The 20,779-nt window shown below is 42.7% G+C and carries 18 protein-coding genes and 1 pseudogene (1 of these 19 cut by a window edge); 1 reads left to right on the top strand and 18 read right to left on the bottom strand.

Translation table 11 applies throughout. The features are described 5' to 3' along the window. Positions 1–253: 253 nt before the first annotated feature. The 18 genes from NUV48_10025 to NUV48_09940 form a co-directional block, all read right to left on the bottom strand. Complete coding sequence (locus tag NUV48_10025) at positions 254–1,417, bottom strand: (Fe-S)-binding protein (protein ID MCR4442475.1); 1,164 nt, start codon at positions 1,415–1,417, stop codon at positions 254–256. 11 nt (positions 1,418–1,428) lie between these two features. Continuing rightward, the gene (locus NUV48_10020; protein ID MCR4442474.1) at positions 1,429–2,781 is read right to left on the bottom strand and encodes an FAD-binding oxidoreductase; all 1,353 of its coding nucleotides are present in this window, start codon (positions 2,779–2,781) and stop codon (positions 1,429–1,431) included. 100 nt (positions 2,782–2,881) lie between these two features. Next, positions 2,882–4,264 carry a GntP family permease gene (locus NUV48_10015; protein ID MCR4442473.1) on the bottom strand — a complete coding sequence of 461 codons (1,383 nt, stop codon included), beginning with the start codon at positions 4,262–4,264 and terminating at the stop codon, positions 2,882–2,884. A gap of 1,905 nt (positions 4,265–6,169) precedes the next feature. Next, positions 6,170–7,015: a hypothetical protein gene (locus NUV48_10010; GenBank protein ID MCR4442472.1), complete on the bottom strand. Its 846-nt coding sequence runs from the start codon at positions 7,013–7,015 to the stop codon at positions 6,170–6,172. A 43-nt stretch (positions 7,016–7,058) separates the two neighbouring features. Continuing rightward, the gene (locus NUV48_10005) at positions 7,059–7,427 is read right to left on the bottom strand and encodes a cupin domain-containing protein (GenBank protein ID MCR4442471.1); all 369 of its coding nucleotides are present in this window, start codon (positions 7,425–7,427) and stop codon (positions 7,059–7,061) included. 45 nt (positions 7,428–7,472) lie between these two features. Beyond that, positions 7,473–8,720, bottom strand: a complete 1,248-nt coding sequence (locus tag NUV48_10000) for a nickel-dependent lactate racemase (protein ID MCR4442470.1) — start codon at positions 8,718–8,720, stop codon at positions 7,473–7,475. A 26-nt stretch (positions 8,721–8,746) separates the two neighbouring features. Beyond that, positions 8,747–9,139, bottom strand: coding sequence for a glycine cleavage system protein GcvH (gene gcvH / locus NUV48_09995; protein ID MCR4442469.1), 393 nt, complete (start codon positions 9,137–9,139; stop codon positions 8,747–8,749). A gap of 423 nt (positions 9,140–9,562) precedes the next feature. Beyond that, a complete protein-coding gene (locus tag NUV48_09990; GenBank protein MCR4442468.1) occupies positions 9,563–10,264 on the bottom strand; it encodes a FadR family transcriptional regulator in 702 nt (233 codons plus the stop codon). Between the two features lie 364 nt (positions 10,265–10,628). After that, a complete protein-coding gene (locus tag NUV48_09985) occupies positions 10,629–10,832 on the bottom strand; it encodes a 4Fe-4S binding protein (protein MCR4442467.1) in 204 nt (67 codons plus the stop codon). A 134-nt stretch (positions 10,833–10,966) separates the two neighbouring features. Next, positions 10,967–11,185 carry a hypothetical protein gene (locus NUV48_09980; protein MCR4442466.1) on the bottom strand — a complete coding sequence of 73 codons (219 nt, stop codon included), beginning with the start codon at positions 11,183–11,185 and terminating at the stop codon, positions 10,967–10,969. A 13-nt stretch (positions 11,186–11,198) separates the two neighbouring features. Continuing rightward, on the bottom strand, positions 11,199–12,191 hold the full coding sequence (locus tag NUV48_09975) for a hydroxyacid dehydrogenase (protein ID MCR4442465.1): 993 nt from the start codon (positions 12,189–12,191) through the stop codon (positions 11,199–11,201). Between the two features lie 320 nt (positions 12,192–12,511). Continuing rightward, positions 12,512–13,288 (bottom strand): enoyl-CoA hydratase-related protein, encoded by a 777-nt coding sequence (locus NUV48_09970; protein MCR4442464.1) that lies wholly within the window; start codon positions 13,286–13,288, stop codon positions 12,512–12,514. 29 nt (positions 13,289–13,317) lie between these two features. Beyond that, positions 13,318–14,202 (bottom strand): 3-hydroxyacyl-CoA dehydrogenase NAD-binding domain-containing protein, encoded by an 885-nt coding sequence (locus tag NUV48_09965; protein MCR4442463.1) that lies wholly within the window; start codon positions 14,200–14,202, stop codon positions 13,318–13,320. Positions 14,203–14,224: 22 nt separating this feature from the next. After that, on the bottom strand, positions 14,225–15,406 hold the full coding sequence (locus NUV48_09960; GenBank protein ID MCR4442462.1) for a thiolase family protein: 1,182 nt from the start codon (positions 15,404–15,406) through the stop codon (positions 14,225–14,227). Between the two features lie 41 nt (positions 15,407–15,447). Then, positions 15,448–16,887 (bottom strand): 4-hydroxybutyryl-CoA dehydratase, encoded by a 1,440-nt coding sequence (locus NUV48_09955; GenBank protein MCR4442461.1) that lies wholly within the window; start codon positions 16,885–16,887, stop codon positions 15,448–15,450. Positions 16,888–16,927: 40 nt separating this feature from the next. Beyond that, positions 16,928–17,467, bottom strand: a complete 540-nt coding sequence (locus NUV48_09950; GenBank protein ID MCR4442460.1) for a 2-oxoacid:acceptor oxidoreductase family protein — start codon at positions 17,465–17,467, stop codon at positions 16,928–16,930. Further along, on the bottom strand, positions 17,464–18,288 hold the full coding sequence (locus NUV48_09945) for a thiamine pyrophosphate-dependent enzyme (GenBank protein MCR4442459.1): 825 nt from the start codon (positions 18,286–18,288) through the stop codon (positions 17,464–17,466). Before NUV48_09945 ends, NUV48_09950 begins: the two co-directional genes overlap by 4 nt. A gap of 2 nt (positions 18,289–18,290) precedes the next feature. Beyond that, positions 18,291–19,430, bottom strand: a complete 1,140-nt coding sequence (locus NUV48_09940; GenBank protein ID MCR4442458.1) for a 2-oxoacid:acceptor oxidoreductase subunit alpha — start codon at positions 19,428–19,430, stop codon at positions 18,291–18,293. A gap of 1,233 nt (positions 19,431–20,663) precedes the next feature. Here NUV48_09940 and NUV48_09935 point away from each other — a divergent pair. After that, positions 20,664–20,779: pseudogene (locus NUV48_09935) on the top strand (IS110 family transposase); it runs 1,192 nt beyond the window's last position.

Here is a 20,779-nt window from a genome sequence, read left to right as displayed (position 1 = left end):
TCTCGGTCAGGCAATTCCGTCAGCTTTACGCCACTTTAGTTCAGCCGCAACAATAAATCTATTCCTGAAAAGTTTTTGGTGGATTCTGCCAATAAAAACTATACTATGATTATTTATTGCTTAAAGTTTTGAATATGTTAGATATGCTAAACCTTTTGATGCGTTTGATTTCTTCCTTTCCGAGCATCCAGTTGCTTCTTGTCTAGAGCAATTCAATTCTAGGTGAGTTCTGCTCTATTCAGATTGCTGGCAACTAGCTTCCTATACTATTCTCTATTGCATCCGCCAGAAGTTCGAGAAGATTTTTAACTTCAATTTTCTTTTTTCTCGCCGGTATTTTTAACACATTCATACAGGAGGGACAAGTAGTAACAAGCGTTTTTGCTCCAATCTTTACCGCTTCATCAATTCTCTGTTCTGCTATGCGAAGAGAGTATTGTGTAAGGTAAGGAAATACAACCGCACCTCCACCACAACACCACGAATTTTCTCTATTTCTTGGCATTTCCCTGTATATATGGGGAAACATTTTTTTGATTAGTAGCCTGGGTTCTTCATAAACTCCCATATGCCTGCCCAAATGACAGGGATCGTGATATGTCACATTTCCCTCATATTTGTCTTCCAGGTTAGTAAGCTTTAACATACCCATGTTGAATTTGTTGGCAAGAAACTGGCTAATATGCAGGACTTCAAAAGGCAAATCGCCCAAAATCTGTTTATAGAAATGCCCAAACACGCTATAACAACCGGCGCAGGACATAATCACCTGTTTGGCCCCGGCTTTTTTTAATTTAACTACATTATGCTGGGCTAATTTGTGGGCCAGGTCTGTGGAACCATTCCAGAATTGTGGAACGCCACAACACCATTCATTCTCTCCTAAATAAGAGGGATTAATCCCTATTTTTCTTAGAATGCTTATCGTATTGGTAAAATTTTCAGTAAACCGCAAGGTATCATAGCATCCGGCAAAATAAAAGATTTCTCCCTCTTTTGGAAGGGCAAGTTCCCGCGCCATCTTTTCCCGGAATTCCTGAGGCTTAGCAAATGGATTCTTATGTTCTTCTATCGCCTTATTAATACCAACTAAAGCTTTAGGTAAAGGTATGCCCTTTTGTACGGCATCTTCCCGCATAGTTCGGAAAACCTCAATAGTATCAACTTCCAGCGGGCAGTGAGTTTTGCAAGCGCCACAACCAAGACAGGTATACATTCTTTCTATAAGTTTATCATTATACTCGATTTCTCCTTCTAGAATACCCCGGGCAAGCAACATTCTGCCCCTGGCAAAGGAACTCTCAAAGCCAAGAACCTCACGGGCAGGGCAAACTCGCTGTGTATTTTCCATTACTTTTTCTCTACACCAACCGCATCTTAGACATTTATAAATTTCATGACTAACGTTTCGCAGCATCATTATCCCCCTTACAGTATTCCCGGATTTAAGATGTTTTTCGGATCCAGCTTGCTCTTAATACTTTTATATAAATCATAGGTTGGACCCAAACGCCACATTATAAACCGGCTTAAATCACCTATCCAGTAGGGACTAATTCCTTCTGCAAACATCACATCCGCCAGTTCCATTAAAATTTTAAGCATCTTTTCCCAGGAATCTTTATTCCTCTCATTGCAAAACAGGGCAACTGGCACGTTGATACAGCGTGTCTCCAGGAGACCGCCAAGGCTCCATTTGATGTTATATTCCTGCAGCAACTCTGCATTTCTACGGAAATAGTCTAAAATAGGCTGAACAACCTGGGAATACTTTAGAATAGGTACGAATCCAGCCACTTCCAACCAACCGGGTCCAGCCTTACCGAAAGCCTTTACCCTGGCATGATTTCTCCCCTTATAATACTCCTCTCCAAAGCCTTTTATCTCCTTTCCTCCTGACTGCAGGCACAAATCCCTGGCCTTTCCCATCATATCCTGAAGCCATTCCGGGTTCCTGCTTTTGATCATATAAACAACGCCTGCGTTACCGCCGATTTCATAAGGAACGGGGTAAACAAATAATCTAGAATCGTAAACCAATTCCTCCACGGCTAAATCGGACATAGCACTGATAGCTTGGTCCAGAGATGCAAAGGAAAAGGCACCGTAAGCATACGCCTTTGTGAGGGGATAAACCTTCATGGCAGCTTTGGTAATTATCCCCAAGGTGCCATGGGAGCCTAGAAAAAGACCAGTCAAATCCGCTCCGTTACAATCCCTCATAACCATAGTATTGGCTGGATGGGCACCAGAACCAGTTCGAAGCAAGGTACCATCAGGTAACACTACCTCAAGACCAGTTACCTGTGTCCCAAGACTACCGTATTTTGCCGAACCCATGCAGATGGCATGAACTGCTAGAGTTCCTCCAATGGTTGCCGAAGGAGCCGACCATGGTCCCTCCAGTCCCAATTCTAATCCCTTTTCTTGCAAATACTTATTCAACTGGGTCCAAGTTACTCCGGCACCCGCTGAAACTATCATGCTGTATTCGTCCATTTCTATTCCCTGCAAGGTAGTCATGTCCATAATAAGCGTTTCTTTTTCCAGCGGCATGGCGGCACCACACATGCTACTGGCGGCGCCTCTTGCTATAACTCGCTTGTTATACCGATAAGCTAGCTCCATAATTCTTGTTAAAACCTCAACCGAACGAACCATTACTACTGCTTCCGGTTTGCGGGGTAGAATTGAGCCTGAGTCCCTGGAGTAACACCACAGTTCAAATTCATCCTGAGAAAAATTCTCTTCTCCCGCAACTTGTTTCACTAAGTCGTACATGGTAAATCCCCCTTTCCCAGTATTGCTGATTAAAGCAGGCGCAACAGGCAGTACCTGTTGCGCCTGCTTAACCGAATTGTTCTTCCCTGCCTTTATTAATTTATTTTATAAAGAAGCTAAGAATAATTAATAAAGGAATGCTCGCGGCCCATAAGAAAACAGATAGTCCTGTCCAGGCTTTTAAACCCTCTTTCATATCAAGACCAGTTAACCTGACAAAAACCCACCAGAGGCTATCATTAAAATAGGAACAGAATAATGAACCGCAACCAATGGCTAGAGCCATCATTAAGGGATGGATACCCAAGCTAGGAATCAGGGGGGCTACAATGGCCGAAGTAGTAATACCAGTGGTCATAGCAGAACCCTGGGCAGCTTTAATTAACGTAGCAATTACGAAGCCTAAAACCCAAGCAGGTATACCCCATTCAACCATTAATTTGCCCCAAGTATTGGCAATGCCAGCAGCCCGTACTACACTACCCAAGGCCCCACCCGCAGCCGTAATACAAACCACCATTCCTGCGCTGGAGAGGGCTTCCTCCATCCATTTGAGCCTCGTTTCCGAACTCATAGACGATGCGAGCCAGTACATGCTCATTAGAACGCCAATTAAAATAGCTATGTAAGGTTCTCCGATGAACCCAAAGACCTGTATGGCTAAATGCCCTTTGGGGAAGACAACCTTGGCAAAAGTTGAAGTCATAAGAAGTATAACAGGGATTACTATACACATAAAAGCAGCCACGGCCCCAGGTTTGCGATAGGCTTTCTCCTCAGTGGCAATTGTGGATATATCTGCACCGGCAGCTACTTCCTTGTAACGTTCATCAATTATTAGACCTCTATCAGAAGGCAAGAAACTGATTTTACTGCTAATCCATTTTACATAAAGCATCCCGATGCATATTAGCACAAAGCTCATTAAGCCACCGGCTATGGTCATAACACCTATATCGATTCCCAGGGTAGCAGCCACAGCAACAGGTTGTGGCGTAGGAGGCGCCATCAGACACGCAGGCCAAAGCCCTAAACACAGGGCCAAGCCCATATAAAGCATATTTATTTTAGTTTTCTGGGAAAGAGCTTTGGCCAATGGGTTAAGGATGATATAACCAGTGTCGGTAAATACCGGAAATGATACAATCCAACCGGTAAAAGCCAACGCCCAAGGTGCTCTTTTCTCACCAGTAAAACGTATAAATGCTTCGGCCATTTTCTGCGCTGCGCCGGTAACTTCCAGCAATTTACCAAGCATAACACCAAAACTCACGGGAAGAAGTATCCACTTTGCCGTAGCAGCTACTCCATCACCAATAGCAGTAATTGTTTTCTCAAAACCAAGACCTGACGCTAGTCCCATTAATACCGATGCGATAATTAGTCCGACAAGAGCATGAATTTTGGGCTTTCCAAGTACCAGGTAAATAATAGTTATAATCCCCAGAGCAAATGCTAAATTTAATTGAAGAACATTACTCATTCAAGATGACCTCCCACATAATATTTTGGTAACTCCAAGTTATTGGTAATCTATCCTCCAGCAGGCCCTTTCTTTATACTCAATACATGGTGGGATTTGAATGTATTGAATATATTGAGATTTTATGTTTTAATTATTAGTTGCAGTATCAAACAATTTTAATTTAGCATCGCTACCTATAATTGGTATATATGCCACTTAGTATAAGCTAGCTGCCAATAAAATGGTAGCGGATGGTAATTGGTGCCACTACTGCTTATCAGAAATATTGTTTTATGCATTTCTACTGTCGTCCACACTTTGACTTCTATGATTTTCTTCTTCATGGGTTATCTCCCTAATCTTCGCTATTTCGTCCCGGACAGGCTTCAATTTTTTCTTGTCTACTAACCAACCCATTAACCTGGACCCCGTATGATGTTTTCACTTTCCCTCTATTCTTCCTTGGGCCACACCGTTGAATCCGATTTGCTAGTTTTATTGCGTTCGATGGTATTGATTGTTCTTTAATAATGTGTTTTATAATAATAAGCGGTTAAGATGCTGCGTAATGATACGGTTTCGGCCTTTTTTGTGGGCTTTTATACCGTGTTAATACCCGATGCTGGCACTTTCTATGATTTCTTACCCTGCTATTGTTAGAGGAAACAAAGAAACAGTCGGGAAAGTCGCTTAAAACGATGCCCATGCAAATTCAAGTCCAGAAGAAGTTATAGCTGAGCGAATGGTTGACTCATAAAGCGACCCGGTATTGCAAAGATTTGGTAGTTCAGATTCTGAAAAATATCGCTACTTTAAATCCCGCCTATATTGTTGATACAGTTGCGTTTTACCAGGGGTTTTTTATATGTTTAATCTCCCCCTCCCTTTTTGGCTTTTTTCTTATCTGGAGACGGTACGCCTGCTAAAACCGGGCCATGCCTGCTGATGTAAAGTTTTGCAAATGCTGAGAATTAATTGTATATCATTGTTCTCCCAGCTCAGGCGCTTCCCTGACCATGAAGCCAACTGGGTTGGAGTTGTGAGCGTTGCTCGAGGAATTATTCTTAATTGTTATACTCAATATAAGTCAACCTACTTCGCTGACATTCTTAATCTATTTCCAGACTAGCCATTATTCCGTCTTTGGAATGATGGCCCTAGACAAGTCCAGGACTGTTATCCCTCCTCCCCATAAGCAAAGGTTTTTGGAATGCGGCACATGATGTTTATAAATTGCTTCAATGAAATATTATATGAATTCTGGAACATCGAGCCGTTTATTGATATTATTTACATTATTTGTTAGATGTTTGCTTGTTTCATACTACGAAAGTTAAGCTATGCTATTCTCCTGTTTCGCCAACAATAACCGAAAACGCTCCAGACTAAAGCAATGCAATCTTGGATTTACAACAGGCAACAAACAGGTTTATAATTTCTCAATTTTTCCTCCCTTTAATCCCATCCTCCCTATGATCGTATGGTTTATATTGCACCTCAGCGTCTGTTTGCCAATATTCTCTCAATTCTCCAAGATGGAAATGTATTTTTGCTAATAGTTCCGTTCAGAGCGGCAACTAAAAGCGTTTCCCGCGGACAATAGTCTGGAGCGTAACCCGGCGATAATGTGCAGAGCTAGCTTGTGAAAGGCAAATGCCAGAAGAAACGCTTGATATGTTGTTGGAAAAATTGTACTAAAACGTATTATCGCATAAATTTCACACCACAATTCTTGGCTAACAAGGTTAAATGGAACTTTATGACTCTTCAGCTTTAGATTATGTTGTTATATTAAGTAAATATAAAACTGTTTTTGGAATAATCATTTATATGTGTTATAATTAAAAAGTTAGGATAACAATTTGATTTGTTAGCCTGCATGTTTCTTTTATGAGGATCGAAGAAAAGCTTCGATCCCCTTTTTTAAACATTTTTTCTAATATAATCAATATCTTCATCTTTGAGTTTTTTCCAAGTACGGCCTTTTAAAACACTGTCTTCTAACATTTGTATTGTCCATACATCATAACCCTGCTGATCTTTCCACACAATCCAGTCTTCTGTGGGGGCAATATAAACTTTAGGATTATATTTCCAGGAAATATCAAAAACTCTTTCCGGTTTCATTGAAAGGAATACTATTTTACCTTGGTAATATGCTCCCTTGGCACAAAATACACATTGGACGGCTTCGTCAATTTCCCATCCATTTTTTTCTAATGATTTCAAAGCATACTGTTTAATAATTTCAGGCTCTATACTTGTTTCCGTATTAATATGTACGTGTACGTTTTCTTTCGGTAATACTTTCTCCAATCCCTTATTCCAGTGTTCAGAATTGAAGTAATCCTCTAGAGCTGTCTTGACATTATCGTCCACTGGGCGGAACTTATAATTTTTTAGATAATTGTTCATATATTCCGTGCCCCATGCCAACAAGTTTCTCCCCATTTCTCCCTTCATAGGATCCATAGGCTCCAGAATGGCATTTTCGTTATAATTATACATGATATCGAAATGGGGCTTACCATTAGGGTGAATGCCATGTAAAGCACCAGTCCCTAACCTAGGTGCCATGTGGTCAATCTTGCGGCGGCTTTCCCACCCTTTAGCATCCAAATAGGCTAATACAGCTCTTTCCAGATCTTGGGGATCAATGCTGGTATCGACATAAATATGGACATGATGGGTATCTGGGTTATTCAGGTGTTTCTCCACTTCGCCCCAGTAGTCCGATTTGAAAAAACCTGCAATTTGCTTGCCATACATCAATGTTATACCTCCATTTTGTGTATATTTTACTAGTTTTAATCTATTTTTTATCATAAGAACCTGGGATGACCTGCGGTGAAAAAAGTGTTATCAGACGGATAGTCTTATCACCGTCATTGATCACAGCATGTTCTATACCCGGCGGAATATAAACCGCCACACCTGGTGCCAGCTTTATTTCCTCTTGCTCAAATTGCCCAAAGGTCATTCGCCCCTTCCCTTCAAGTATGAAGATTATCTCCTCCTGGACATCATGTTTATGACTGCCCGGATTTGAACCGGCCGGAAATTCAGCGAGACCGAAAGTTATGTTTTTACAACCTACCGTCTCGTTTATTAACATTTTCCAATTACGCCCCGGCAACTTGATAGGCTCAACATCTTGCTCCTTAATGCAAAAGGCTCTCATTTTGTTCCCCCCTTTCTTTACATAAATTTATCAATCCGACCCGTCTCACCACCATTCTTCTTGAATATTACCTTGAGAATTAAACTCCATGTCAAAACCTTTGCCAACCACTTCTATCGACGTAAGATTTCGCACCTCTTCCAAAATACTTTGTGACACTTTCAGGAAATTTAATTCTAAAGTGTTTCTAATAAAAATGAGACGAGCTTTTTCCGGTTCCAATCTCTCGATAGAGTTCAATGCTGCTGCTATGGCCTCTTTATCATTCTCACAGACAACGGGCATTTTACCTCTGTCAAGTACCCCTGCCGCCAACACATTCGCATAAGTTGCGGCAAAATCAATTTTATTGGTGAAACGCTTGGTAATCACATCCGCCAAACCCATTCCTAAAGCATTCCCATGGGAGGCTTCAGTCAAGTCCAAAGCTACTATACGCTTAATCCTTGGAGTATCAAACTCATTTAGAACCGGCTGCGTTACCCTGCCTATAACATTGACATCCATCCCTGTACCACTGATATTTTTACCCATTTCCTTTACCACAAGAAGATCAATCTCATTCACGGGCAGGGAGGGCATCAGACTTTTAGCCAGCTTAAGCAGTTCGGCATCAACAAACTCAAATTCATCCCTGAGGACAGCCACGATTTTCGCTGTTTGCTCATATGCATTTTCGACAATACCAATTCCTAACCTTATGGGGGCTTTACTTAACGCCAAACGGGCTGCCTCTAAAATTGTGGGGAAGAGACCATAAGCATGCATCTGGCTACAACCTTTATGTTTGCCCAAGCCTACGGCCACCATTTTAATTAATCCGCTTTCATTATTAGCCCTAAATCTTGTATGAGGTTTAATTCTATTAACCACTACGATAGCATCGGCAGACCAGGCTTGCTTATCCATATATACTGTAGCGCCATTGGTAGTTTTACCAAGTTCCACCACATCCATATCGGAAATAATGGGAGCCCCTACATATTCTTCTGTTATACCTAAGCTTTTTAAAACTTCCACCTGGCCAGACGCAGTAGCTCCCCCGTGACTCCCCATCGCTGGGACAATAAAAGGATTTGTGCCAATTTCTTTTAACCGCTTTACCAGGGCATTAATAATCTTGCTAATATTGGCGATTCCTCTGCTCCCGACGGCTATAGCCACTCTGTTGCCGGGAGTAAACAAATTTTCAAAATGAACCTTATTCAAACTTTTATTTAGTTCTTCTGTAACATCAGAAATAGCTTCTTGCGAAAATACTTGTCGAATATTGTATAGTTTAGGTAAACTCATGTTTTCAAACCTCTCAGTTCAACATATCATCTATTACTACCACCAGATTCCACAATGTTCTGATACTCAACACAAGATAATAACGAACTCACTTCCTCAAAATTGAATATTTCTATTTTGATCATCCATCCTGCATCATAGGGATCAGCATTTACAAGCTCCGGCGTATCAAATAATTTCTCGTTAACCTCCACGATTTTACCGCTTACCGGAGCATAAAGGTCTGAAACAACTTTTACAGATTCAATACTGCCAAATACCATACCTGCTTTCACTTCAGTACCAATTCGAGGTAAATCAATATAAACCACATTTGCCAATGCTTGCTGAGCATAGTAAGTTATTCCTACTATGCCTATCTTACCTTCCACCCGAAGCCAGGTGTGTTCTTGGAAATACCTTAGATTCTCCGGATACAAGCTATAACCTCCCCTGTTATCAATCCATCAGTTCTTTCGAAAACTCCCGATACCTGTAATTACAGGTCCGAGGACTCTGGGTTTTTTAGTACATACCCACTTTTACAACACTTATATTAGTTCCACCGCCGGTACGCCAGCGCTGAAGTATTTTTAACCCAAGTCTGCGATTTGGGTTCACTGCGCAATTTACTAAGCTTCCCTTTGATGAGCAGGTTTCATTTTTAATTCCACGTTCCTTACAACAACCTTTTGTTTTTGAATCTGCCAAAGCCTCGCTCAGTAGCTACAGCCATTGGAGGTCATTCAAAGTGATGTGACGGTTCATAGCATCCACCAACTAGGTCTTGTCGTTAGGACTGATAATGTTTCTTGTATCCATTTCTTGTATCCATTTCATACAGCAAAACCATTGTTCTTTCATCACGAAAGATTAATCTTTCGCATCTTGGCTTCCACATTTTCCAAATGAGTCCTCATGGCTTCCCTTGCTCTTTCCGGCTCCCTACTTTTAATGCAATCATATATTAAACAATGTTCATCTAAGACTACCAACCGGGGGCCTTGGTTTACCTTAAAATACTCGTGGCTTGACAACAATCCTTCATAAAAGGCCGTGGCGATCGTATCAAACACTGTACCGTAGACCGGATTATGGGTTGCCTTCATCAGGGCGCAGTGAAATTTGAAGTCCTCTTGGGCAGCACTGCCTCCTTTTTCTATTTCGCATCTCATTTTTTCCAAGTAATCTTCAAGTTTAATGAAATCAGCATCATCTGCTCGCAGTGCCGCCAAAAAAGCGCCCTCTGTTTCCAATCCTTTCCGTAACTCCAAAATATTAAGCAAATTATCTTTGCTACTTAATAACCTTAATGTAATAGGATTTGTCAGTTGTTCATTTACATTGCGAATAAAGATGCCCGAACCATGTTTCACATCAAGCAAACCTGCAGCCTGCAGCGCACTCAACGCTTCCCTTATAGCCATTCGACTTACTCCAAAATAATCAGCGAGTTCTTTTTCTGATTGGAGCTTATCACCTACCTGCATCTGATTTGTTTTAATCATTTCTACAATTCTCTGCATTACTTCTTCATAAAGCTTCGTTTTTTTAATCTGTGTCATATGACTTCCTCCTCTGCTAACCGAATGATATTGTAACAATATCTTTTATTATATCATGATGCAATAAATATTTTTACAATAACAATATCCCGGTTAACAAAGGATGGCTCACTTTTCCATAAGTTGCCATTAGAATATCTCCATAAAGTTTGGTAATAACCTAGGCTATAATGCCTATTTAATAATTAAATTTGACTGATTATACACCCTAACCGCTAATGCAGCATCAGTAGACCAGTAGAATAATGAAAATTCTATTCTCAGGACAGCCTTAGGAATATTGAAAATTTATGCGCAACCGTAGTCCCGGCATTTGTAAAAATGCCTCGGCCAGTCCCGCCATCTCTGATTACGACCCTGCACATCAAATTTTCCCATAATGAGAGATTTTAATTGCATAATCTGGACACCTGTACTCGCACATCATGCAGCCTGTACATCTTTCAATGTCTAAAACAGCAGCTTTCCCATCAGGGTCAAAACCTAGGACACCATTTGGACAAAAATCGACACAGATACCGCATGCCTTGCACCAGTCTTTTCGTATATCAATAATATATTTAATCATTATTATCCCCTCTATTATCATGTCCTCTGGTCATCATATCACTTTATATATTCGCCACTTATTTTGTTTTTCCTTCTTTAAATCTTTCAATTTACTAAAAAATATTTTCCGATCTTCCACTCATAATGTATTTTTCAAGGTATTAAACGTTTGCTGTGATTCGAAGCAAGAATATTTGTTCGGATAGCGATTTCAATGAAGAAAGCAAAAGTAATTTTGTCCATTCCTTGGTAAACGGAATCATTAGTCAAAATAATCCACACCTTGCCACAAATTTTACCAAACAACACTTCTTGCCGCACCCATTCAACCTGTCTATTAACTTGTGCTTCCACTTTTTCATGTTGTTTCACCTCTCAAACTCTTTTATGATTGTCCAAACCTACGGTTCTCCCAAATCTGAGGATTAGCCAGACAAGGGGGCCGCTCTCCACGCAGAACTTGAAGCACCTGCTCTGCCACCATCATAGCCATCATCCTTAAACCTTCCTCGCTATGAGCTGCCATATGGGGCGTTACTACAACATTGGAGAGACTAAACAGGGGGTTCTTTTGTTCAGGCGGTTCAGGGTCAAAAACATCTAAACCCGCTCCACTTATTATTCCTTGAGTTAAGGCCTGATACAAAGCTTCTTCATCAATCAGTTCACCACGTGCTGTGTTAATGAGAAAAGCTGATTGCTTCATTAGAGACAATTCTCTGGCACCAATAAGCTTAAAATTATCAGGCGTTGCCGGAGCATGGAGGGAAACATAATCAGCTTCCCGCAGTAAATCATCTAATTTATCAACAACTTTAACTTCAAGTCTGCTGCTTTGCAGTATCTCAGGCGACAGGTAAGGATCGTAAGCAATTAATTTAGCTCCAAAACCATACTGGCAAATGGCAGCCACACGTCGCCCGATCTGACCAAAGCCTACTATTCCGATAACTTTATCTTTTATTTCACTAGTCTTTATACTCAAACGGCATTGATAATCGCCTCTTTGGGTCAGAGCCATATGAGCCTTAAATAACTTCTTTGCCAGAGCCAACATCAGAGTCACAGTATGTTCTGCCACAGCGTTAGTATTGGACCCCGGAGCATACACAACCGGAATTCTATATTCAGTAGCAGCCTTTAAATCAATATTATCCAACCCAACTCCGTGCCGACCAATAACTCTGAGCTTTTCTCCAGATTCAATAATAGCCCTGGTTAAAGGAGTCACTCTCACAATAACTCCTTTTACGTCTTTAATCGCCTTCTTAACCGCGCTCTCTTCGGTACTTTCCGCTATAACAACCTCGGCTTCTTCCATGAGCTTAGCAATGGCATCATGATGAATAGGCTGAATCAGTAACACCTTATTATCCATAAACTTATTGCTCCTTTAGATTATTGTATACATTTTAAAGTCTAGATTATTGGCAATACACTTTTTAGCAATGACTTCTTAACAATAGTAACCAAGGGGGGTGAATTCGCAGTTTTATTTATATCTAGTGTATTAGTTTTATAAATACTGCGAAAGATATTTCTGATGCAATATTTATACTAATCTCGTGCTCAAGACCTTCAATGCAACACGGTTATAGCTTATTGATGTAATAGGATTATCATACAAGGAAGCCAGATGCTTCATCCGTGGACTGTACATTCTGTTTTTTATATAGCAATGCATTAAATTTCCCCGGTTCATTTCCCTTTAAACTCGGGACTTCTTTTATTAAGGAAAGCTTGGACACCTTCTTTTTTATCTTCACTTGCACAGGCCAGAGCATGAAGATAAGACTCTAAGGTGAGACCTACGAAAAGAGATGTGTCAAGAGCCCTGTTGACGGCTTCTTTGGCGTACATAACAGCCAAAGGGCCTTTTTTCATGATAGTTTTCGCTATTTCCTTTGCGCCGTCCAGCAGGCCTTCCGAGGAGAACACTTTTGTAACAAGACCGTACTGCAGAGCTTCCTCGGCAGTAATCATTTCCCCTGTTATAATCATGTGCATAGCCCTACCCTGCCCAATTACCCTGGGTAACCGCTGGGTAGCCCCGTCCCCTGGGATTATCCCTAAATTGACCTCAGGAACGCCAAACTTGGCTTTCTCCGAGGCCACACGGATGCTGCAGGCTAGGGCAAGTTCCAGCCCAGCTCCCAGGGCAAAACCGTTAACTGCAGCAATTGTGGGCACGTGTAAATTGGAGATTTTATTGAAAACTTCCTGACGGCGTTTTGTCTGCTGGCGTCCCAGGATAAAATCTCTTTTATCAAGTTCGCGGATATCCGCACCTGCCATAAAAGCCTTATTCCCTGCTCCTGTAATAATTAAAACCCTTACCTCGCCATCTTGTTCAAGGTTCATCAAGATCTTATCAAGTTCTTCAACCATCTCGTTACATAACGTGTTCATTTCAGGGCGGTTCAATATTAACAGGCCGATATTTTCTTCTTTTTCAAGTATAAGGTGTTTATACATCCTTTCTCCTTCCCCACAGCATTCAGCAATTATTTTTTGAAGAACTCCACCGGCTCAACAGGGTCTTTTGCATAGTCATAAAACCCCCGGCCCACTTTTCTCCCTAGGAGGCCGGCCTGAACCATCTGTTCCAGGAGATAACACGGCCTGTATCTGCTATCGCCGGTCTTGTTATACAGCATCTGGGTCTTGGCTAGGTGAACATCTACGCCAATGAGGTCAATCAAAGCCAAAGGTCCCATCCTGTGGTTACAGCCCAATACCATAGCTTTATCAATGTCCTCCACTGTAGCAATGCCTTCCTGAAGAACCCAAACAGCTTCATTGAGAAGACCGGCGAGAATACGGCTGGCAACTCCCGCCGGACCCTCCTTTTTAGTGACCACTGGCTCTTTGCCCATCTTGAGAGCCATGTTCCTAGTTCTATCCACCGTTACATCAGCTGTGAGTATTCCAGGCATGATCTCCACAAGTTTCATGTGGATAGGCGGGTTGAAAAAATGCATTCCTACAACGCGTTCGGGGATTCTGGTAGCTGAGGCTATTTCAGTGATGGAGCAGGAAGTGGTGTTGGTAGCCAGTATGACCTGAGGATTTGTCTTTTTATCCAGTTCTTTGAAAATCTTTTGTTTTAAGCTCACATCTTCCGGAGCCGCCTCGATGATAAAATCGGCTTCATGCACTTTTTCCATACCTTCCACCGGTTTAATCCGATCCATGATGTTTTCCATTTCTTCTTTCGTCATTTTCCCTTTTTCTACTTGAGTAGCCAGCCCTCTTTGCACTATTTCCAAGCTCTCTTTGACTACATCAATATTGATATCCGAAATATAGACCAGACATTTTGCCTGGGAGACAACCTGAGCTATTCCTCTGCCCATGGTCCCAGCCCCTATTATGAAAATCTTTTCCATTTTTACGCCCTCCTCTTGCTTTTTAGTTCAATCTTTCGACTACCAGTGCAACACCCTGACCACCGCCAATACATAGGCTTACGATACCGAGGTGCTTATCACGGTTTTTAAGGGCATAGAGAAGGGTGGTCAGTATTTTGGCCCCTGTAGCTCCAACAGGATGACCCAAGGCTATGGCCCCGCCGTGCACATTGAGTCTTTCTTTATCCATCTTAAGTTCTCTATCGCAGGCGATAACCTGGGCAGCAAAGGCTTCGTTTAATTCGATCAAATCAATATCTTGCAGTTTCATGCCGGCCTTTTCCAGGGCCTTGGGTATGGCCAGGGTCGGGCCCAGTCCCATGTACTTGGGGTCAAGTGCTACATATGAATAAGAACGTATCAGCGCCATGGGTTTTATTCCCAATTCTCTTGCTTTTTCCTCCGACATGAGGACTACAGCTGAGGCGGCGTCACATAAGGCACAACTATTTCCTGCCGTTACACTACCTTCTTTCAGAAAAACCGGCGGAAGTTTGCCCAGCTTTTCCAAAGAAGCATCTTTTCTGGGAATCTCATCGGTGTCAATTATCCTGACTCCTTTTTTGTCTTTAATTTCGATAGGGACAATCTCTTCTTTGAAGAGCCCTTTTTCCATAGCCTCCACAGCCTTATTATGACTCTCAAGTGCAAAGGTGTCCTGCTCCTTGCGCGATATTCCGTATTTTTCTGCCAGCAGTTCTGCCGTATTGCCCATAAGCATACCAGCCAATTGGCACATAAACCCATCTTTATGGAGGACGTCGTATATTTTTGCATCACCCATCCTTTGTCCCCACCTAGCTTCGGGCAAGATGTATGGAACCTGTGTGGTGGACTCGGTGCCACCTGCCAGCACTATCTCTTCTTCACCGGCGGCAATGCTTAAAACCCCCAATTGAATTGCCCTTAAGCTTGAAGCGCACCGGATATTAACTGTAAAGGCTGGGCAGTTCTCAGGCAATCCTCCTTTTATAGTACATATTCGTGCCGGGTTGGGTCCAACACCTGCCTGCCAGCCGTTTCCAAAAATCACTTGACCTACATCCCGGGGAGAAATACCGGCCCTATTCACTGCTTCTTTAATAACCACAGCCCCTAAATCAACTGCTGACAAATCCCTGAAACTACCACCAAAACTACCGCCGGCAGTCCGTACCGCACTAGCAATAACCACTCTTTTCATAATCATAAAACACTTCCTTCTCATGTATTTTTTTAGTTGATCTAATCTTCGATTCCAGCCAATCTTTTACTCAACTTCTTCTTGCTCTCCAAATCGGTTTCCCGCATAATAGTGATACGGTGCGCCTCTGCAGAGCCGCCTCCATGAATGTCTGAAACGGTGTCGGCACTTTCTAGCGCCAGCTTTTCCACTAGCCTGAGCATTCGGATCCGGTCCTTAACCGGTACCCCAGATGCACCTTGCATGTACTTCATCAGCAGCGGTCCTATTTCGGGGTTGGCAAAATCCCTATCTGATGGCAAATCGCAAACAAAGCCGCCCGCAATATCCACCAGTAGTCGTCCAACTTCTGCCATTTCCTTGCCCTCATGTAATTTTGAAGCATTGGCCAAGACAGGATCGATGAAATATGTGCCGGATGGTTGCCGTTTTCCCTCGTAGGAGGCCGCAATGCTGCATCCATATAGAGTTTCAGCGCGGTGAATCATGTCAATGATTTTCTGCCTTAAGTGGCTTAAATTAGAGGTACCGTTATAATCCATCATGGTTAAAGCCGCGCCTATCATGCAATCAATCTTTCCGGCTTTGCAGCCTCCGTGACTCTGCCGGTGAAAGGCAGAAAATCGCATGACCAAGTCACCCGCAAATTCAGTCTCACCACACATAAACACCCGCTCCCACGGCACGAATACATCGTTGAAAATAACTGTAGGACAGTACTTCGAGTATTTTGTATTGCCAATATCGCAACCCTGAAGCTCGCGCATGTCCAGCGTAGACCTTCCTACTACGTGGATTAGGCCGGGTGTATCGGTAGGAATGGCAAAAGCAACTGCATAGTCCTTGTCTTCTTTTTTTAGAGCTCGCGTAGGGAGTACGATTATTTCATGAGACGATAAAGAACCGGTTTGGTGAGCCTTGGCACCACGTACTATGATGCCCTCCTTACGGCGCTCCACCACTCGCAGGTACATGTCCTTATCCGATTGTTCGTGGGGGGCCAAGGAGCGATCCCCTTTAACATCCGTTACTCCCGCATTGCAAGTGAGATCATTCTTCTGCACATACTTTAAGAACTCCAGGAACCGAGTGTAATACTGAGTTCCATACTTCTGATCTATGTTGTATGTAACGATGGACAGGGCGCTTATACAGTCGAGGCCGGTACAGCGTTGGAAACAAGTGCCCACTCGTCCTCCCAGCATACGGTTGATTTTTACTCTGGCCACTAGATCTTCTATGGAAGCAGGAGGTAATGTGAACCTGTTAACTGCCTCGCCGGTCAACAGACTTTTTGTGATCATTAATTGGTGATATTCCGCCATATTTGCCGCTTCGTAGGTGGCCGCGGTCGCCTCAATGCCGGCTCGCAGGCGGGGATTATCCACAACATTTGTAACCCTTTCACCAAACATGTAGACAACGGGATTCATTCTGCGCAAAGATTCAATGTATTCTTCCCTGGTTTTAATTGTCATCATGATCCCCTCACTTCAAATTTTTCTGTTACACTATGTTATACTATTTAATTAAGGCAAAGCCTTGAGCCAAGGCCTCCATATTTACCTCTTCAGTCCCTTGGGGAATTCGGGAGAACATGGCATTTTCCAGAGCTTCACGGCTAACCACCTTGGTTATTGCTGCCAGTGCTCCCAAAGCGATCATATTGGTAACGATTTCGCTGCCGGCCACTTTCACTGCCATATCTGCAATTGGCAGACTGTACACTTTGACTTTGTCCTTGATTTGGTCATTTATCTTTATCTTGGAATCTATTATTAAAATTCCCTGGTCTTTCATCGTAACAGCATATTTATTAGCTGCTTCCTGAGTTAAAGCCACCAGTATATCGGGACATTCAATCTCTGGATAATGAATAGGTTTCTTGCTGATAATTACTTCAGATTTACTTGCACCACCCCTGGCCTCAGGCCCATAAGACTGGTTATGGGTAGCGTTTATATCGTCATAAATGGCAGCAGCTTCGGCAAGTATTATACCCCCTAAAACTATTCCCTGTCCTCCATACCCACTTAATACAATTTCATGTCTATCCATCATTTTGCCCCCTTTCTCTGAACATCTTCGATTATTTTTTTATAGAGCTTTGTGTACTCAGGAGCAGTTTTGTTTACAAACTCACCAATTAAAAATTTTCCGGCCAATTGCTCAGGGCTCATACTTGTTGAAGCTTTTACGTCCACCGCATGCTCTTTTTGCCACTTTAGCATCTCGGTGGGAGATTTCATTTTATTGCGGCGGCCATAACCAATGGGACACTGGGTAATAGCTTCCACCAAAGAAAACCCTTCATGTTTTAGCGCTCTGGTTATAAGCCGCTCTAGAAGAGTAACATGATAAGCCGTTGCTCTGCCCACATAAGTGGCCCCGGCCCCTTCGGCCAATTTGCAAACATCAAAACTAGGTTCAATTGTACCGTAAGGGGCAGTGGTAGCATAGCTTCCCTGGGGAGTAAGAGGTGAGTATTGCCCCCCTGTCATACCGTAGATGCTGTTGTTGATTAAAATGGTAGTAATATCAATATTACGTCTGCAAGTATGGATCAGATGATTACCGCCAATACCTGCCCCATCACCGTCGCCGGTTATGACTACAACCTTCATCTCCGGCCTTACAAGCTTAAAACCGGTAGCAAAGCTCAAGGCCCTGCCGTGTGTGGTCTGAAAGGTATTAAAATCAATAATGGCATTGGTCCTGGCCGAACAGCCGATCCCTGTAATCACTATTACCTCATCCCGGCTATAGCCAACATTATGAATAGCCCTAACCACTGCTCCGAGGGCTATTCCCGTGCCGCATCCCGGGCACCATATATGGGGCATTTTATTCATTCTTAAATAATCCTGAACATGAACTGCCATTTTTACTTCACCTCTTTTATGGCACTGACGATCTGCTCGGGTGTAATCATTTTGCCGTCAAATCTGTTAAGGGGACGCACTTCAGCCTTTTTATTTTTTAAAGCGCGCTCTACTTCGCCCACTAACTGGCCCATATTCATTTCAGGTACAATTACAGCCCGCACTTTATCCCCGTACTTCTCCACAACTTCGCGAGGAAAAGGCCAGAGAGTCAAAGCTTTTATAAGGCCCACTTTCCACCCCTGAGCCCGGACTATTTCCACAGCGCTTTGTGCCGAACGGGCCGTGCAACCAAAAGCAAAAATAGCCACTTCCGCATCATCCATCATGATCTCTTCAGTCATGACAATTTTCGTACGACGTTTTTCAATCTTATTGTGCAAACGGCGAAGCAGTTTATCTGCAATTTGATGATTATTAGTTGCAGGATATCCCCCTTCATCATAGTTGTTGCTGGTCATGTGATATCTATAGCCTTTACCGTATGAAACAAAGGGCGGCACATCATCGGGATCCGGTTTAAAGGGTAAGAACTCTTCTGGTGGTATAGTTACTTTCTTGCGCTCTATTATCTCAATTTCCGAAATATCAGGTAAAACGACTTTCTCCCGCAAATGTCCTACAACTGCGTCGGAGAGAATAATTACTGGCGTCCTCAACATTTCCGAAAAATTTACAGCTTTGATAGTAAGCATATAGAATTCGTATACAGTCGAAGGACAAAGTACAATTATAGGGTGATCTCCATGAGTACCCCACCTGGCCTGCATTACATCCATTTGGGCTGGCAATGTCGGCATACCTGTACTAGGTCCTCCCCTCTGCACATTTACAATGACACAAGGAATCTGAACCATCGCTGCATAACCCAAATTCTCCTGTTTTAGGGTAAATCCAGGGCCGCTTGTGGCTGTGAGACTTTTGACTCCCCCGATAGAGGCGCCAATAACTGCCGCCATACTAGCAATCTCATCCTCCATTTGAATAAAAGTCCCGCCAACCTTCGGCAACTCTTGGGCCATTATTTCCGCAATTTCAGTAGCCGGCGTAATAGGATAGCCAGCAAAAAACCTCACCCCTGCAGCTACAGCTGCCATAGCACAGGCTTCATTGCCCTGCAACAGTTTAACTTGCCGCTTCATTGTTGTCACTTCCTTTTTTCTCTAATGGCTTGAATGCTTTTCGGTAAATAAAGTTCCTTGATATGCTTAACTTGCTTAAAACATTTTTTGTTTAAACCCAAAACAACAATATACTCCTAATTTTTTCGGTCAAGTTACCATTGGTATACTTAATTAACTCAAGGCTGGAATATGGTTTCTAAATCCTTCATGATAGTCTAGTTTTGTTGTACCTCTTTTGTGCCGTTTTCCACCTCTTTTCTGGGCATCCATTTCTTCTTGTCTACCTAGCTACGATTTTAGTGCGTTATTATATTATATGATTCTTTTTGTCATCATGTCCTCTGGTCATAATATCATTTTATTTATTCGTCACTATTTTGGTTTTTCCTTCTTAAAATCTCTTAAATTAATAAAAAATGTTTCCATTAAACAAGATAACTAAATCCAGAGACCGCCAGTAAGTCCAACTAATCCAGTCTTACCGGGAAACGGTGTTGTCAAAAACAAGGTCCTCTTCAATTTCGGCCGCTTGGACGAGATTGAAAACAACCCCAGTTTAAAATGCTTGGCAAGCGCCTGCTAGAATTGTCCAAGGCCAGGGAGGTGACGACTAGTTTAACCAACTTCTCCGAGGCGCAGAGCAAAAACTATGGTTATGTGATCTGTCAGAAAATCTGGAACCAATTTGAGCTACCCAAACTGCTAAAAAAGATTAGCACTAAACACAAGGTGCAATTCAGCTTAAGTGATGTCAGTTTTCTAATGGCCGTCCAGCACCTCCTTGAACCCAGGAGCAAACTAGGCGCCTACAACCATCAGAACCGTTATGCCAGTTTGTCTAACGTGGCCTTGAATCATCTTCCCGTTCCCTGGACTTACTCTGTGAACATAAAGAATTGCTGGAAGAAGAGATGTTCCGGAAAAACCGCCACCTTTTCAACATGCAGGTAGATGTGGTGTTTTACGACGTAACGACCTTTCCCTTTGCCAGCGTCGAAGCAGATTCCCTTTAGACCATCATGCCGCCTGCGGCACCATCGGAAGGATGAAAACCCACTCGAGCTGAAATAATACACTGCGGCTGGCGATGAGGTTGAAAAACCTTGGTACTTCGAGTCCGATAATCAGACGGACCTCAGTAATCTGGTGCACCACGGAATGTTGCTCCCATTTGGGAAGCACGCAGGGTAGAATATCGTTCTACGATTACTGCACCAGCTGCAATTTTATGCCGCAGAAAGGAAATGACGAATGCAGGTTATCCATGAGAGATGCTGTGGCCTTGATGTTCACAAAAAAACTATCACGGCTTGCATCATCACACCAGAGGGGAAGGTGGTCAGAACTTTTGGCACGATGACCGGCGA

The sequence above is a fragment of the Peptococcaceae bacterium genome, assembly GCA_024655825.1.
Lineage (GTDB): Bacteria > Bacillota > Peptococcia > DRI-13 > PHAD01 > JANLFJ01.
The sequence above is the reverse complement of the archived record's forward strand: the minus strand, read 5'-3'. Positions and strand labels throughout refer to the sequence as shown.

What these genes read in the sequence shown, in the direction of transcription:
- NUV48_09965 (MCR4442463.1), bottom strand. Translation starts at nt 14,202, where the DNA reads ATGGAAAAGATTTTCATAATAGGGGCTGGGACCATGGGCAGAGGAATA.
- NUV48_09950 (MCR4442460.1), bottom strand. Translation starts at nt 17,467, where the DNA reads ATGATGGATAGACATGAAATTGTATTAAGTGGGTATGGAGGACAGGGA.
- NUV48_09955 (MCR4442461.1), bottom strand. Translation starts at nt 16,887, where the DNA reads ATGATGACAATTAAAACCAGGGAAGAATACATTGAATCTTTGCGCAGA.
- NUV48_09970 (MCR4442464.1), bottom strand. Translation starts at nt 13,288, where the DNA reads ATGTATAAACACCTTATACTTGAAAAAGAAGAAAATATCGGCCTGTTA.
- NUV48_09940 (MCR4442458.1), bottom strand. Translation starts at nt 19,430, where the DNA reads ATGAAGCGGCAAGTTAAACTGTTGCAGGGCAATGAAGCCTGTGCTATG.
- NUV48_10025 (MCR4442475.1), bottom strand. Translation starts at nt 1,417, where the DNA reads ATGCTGCGAAACGTTAGTCATGAAATTTATAAATGTCTAAGATGCGGT.
- NUV48_09975 (MCR4442465.1), bottom strand. Translation starts at nt 12,191, where the DNA reads ATGGATAATAAGGTGTTACTGATTCAGCCTATTCATCATGATGCCATT.
- NUV48_09945 (MCR4442459.1), bottom strand. Translation starts at nt 18,288, where the DNA reads ATGGCAGTTCATGTTCAGGATTATTTAAGAATGAATAAAATGCCCCAT.
- NUV48_09990 (MCR4442468.1), bottom strand. Translation starts at nt 10,264, where the DNA reads ATGACACAGATTAAAAAAACGAAGCTTTATGAAGAAGTAATGCAGAGA.
- NUV48_10000 (MCR4442470.1), bottom strand. Translation starts at nt 8,720, where the DNA reads ATGAGTTTACCTAAACTATACAATATTCGACAAGTATTTTCGCAAGAA.
- NUV48_10005 (MCR4442471.1), bottom strand. Translation starts at nt 7,427, where the DNA reads ATGAGAGCCTTTTGCATTAAGGAGCAAGATGTTGAGCCTATCAAGTTG.
- NUV48_09985 (MCR4442467.1), bottom strand. Translation starts at nt 10,832, where the DNA reads ATGATTAAATATATTATTGATATACGAAAAGACTGGTGCAAGGCATGC.
- NUV48_10015 (MCR4442473.1), bottom strand. Translation starts at nt 4,264, where the DNA reads ATGAGTAATGTTCTTCAATTAAATTTAGCATTTGCTCTGGGGATTATA.
- NUV48_10020 (MCR4442474.1), bottom strand. Translation starts at nt 2,781, where the DNA reads ATGTACGACTTAGTGAAACAAGTTGCGGGAGAAGAGAATTTTTCTCAG.
- NUV48_10010 (MCR4442472.1), bottom strand. Translation starts at nt 7,015, where the DNA reads ATGTATGGCAAGCAAATTGCAGGTTTTTTCAAATCGGACTACTGGGGC.
- NUV48_09960 (MCR4442462.1), bottom strand. Translation starts at nt 15,406, where the DNA reads ATGAAAAGAGTGGTTATTGCTAGTGCGGTACGGACTGCCGGCGGTAGT.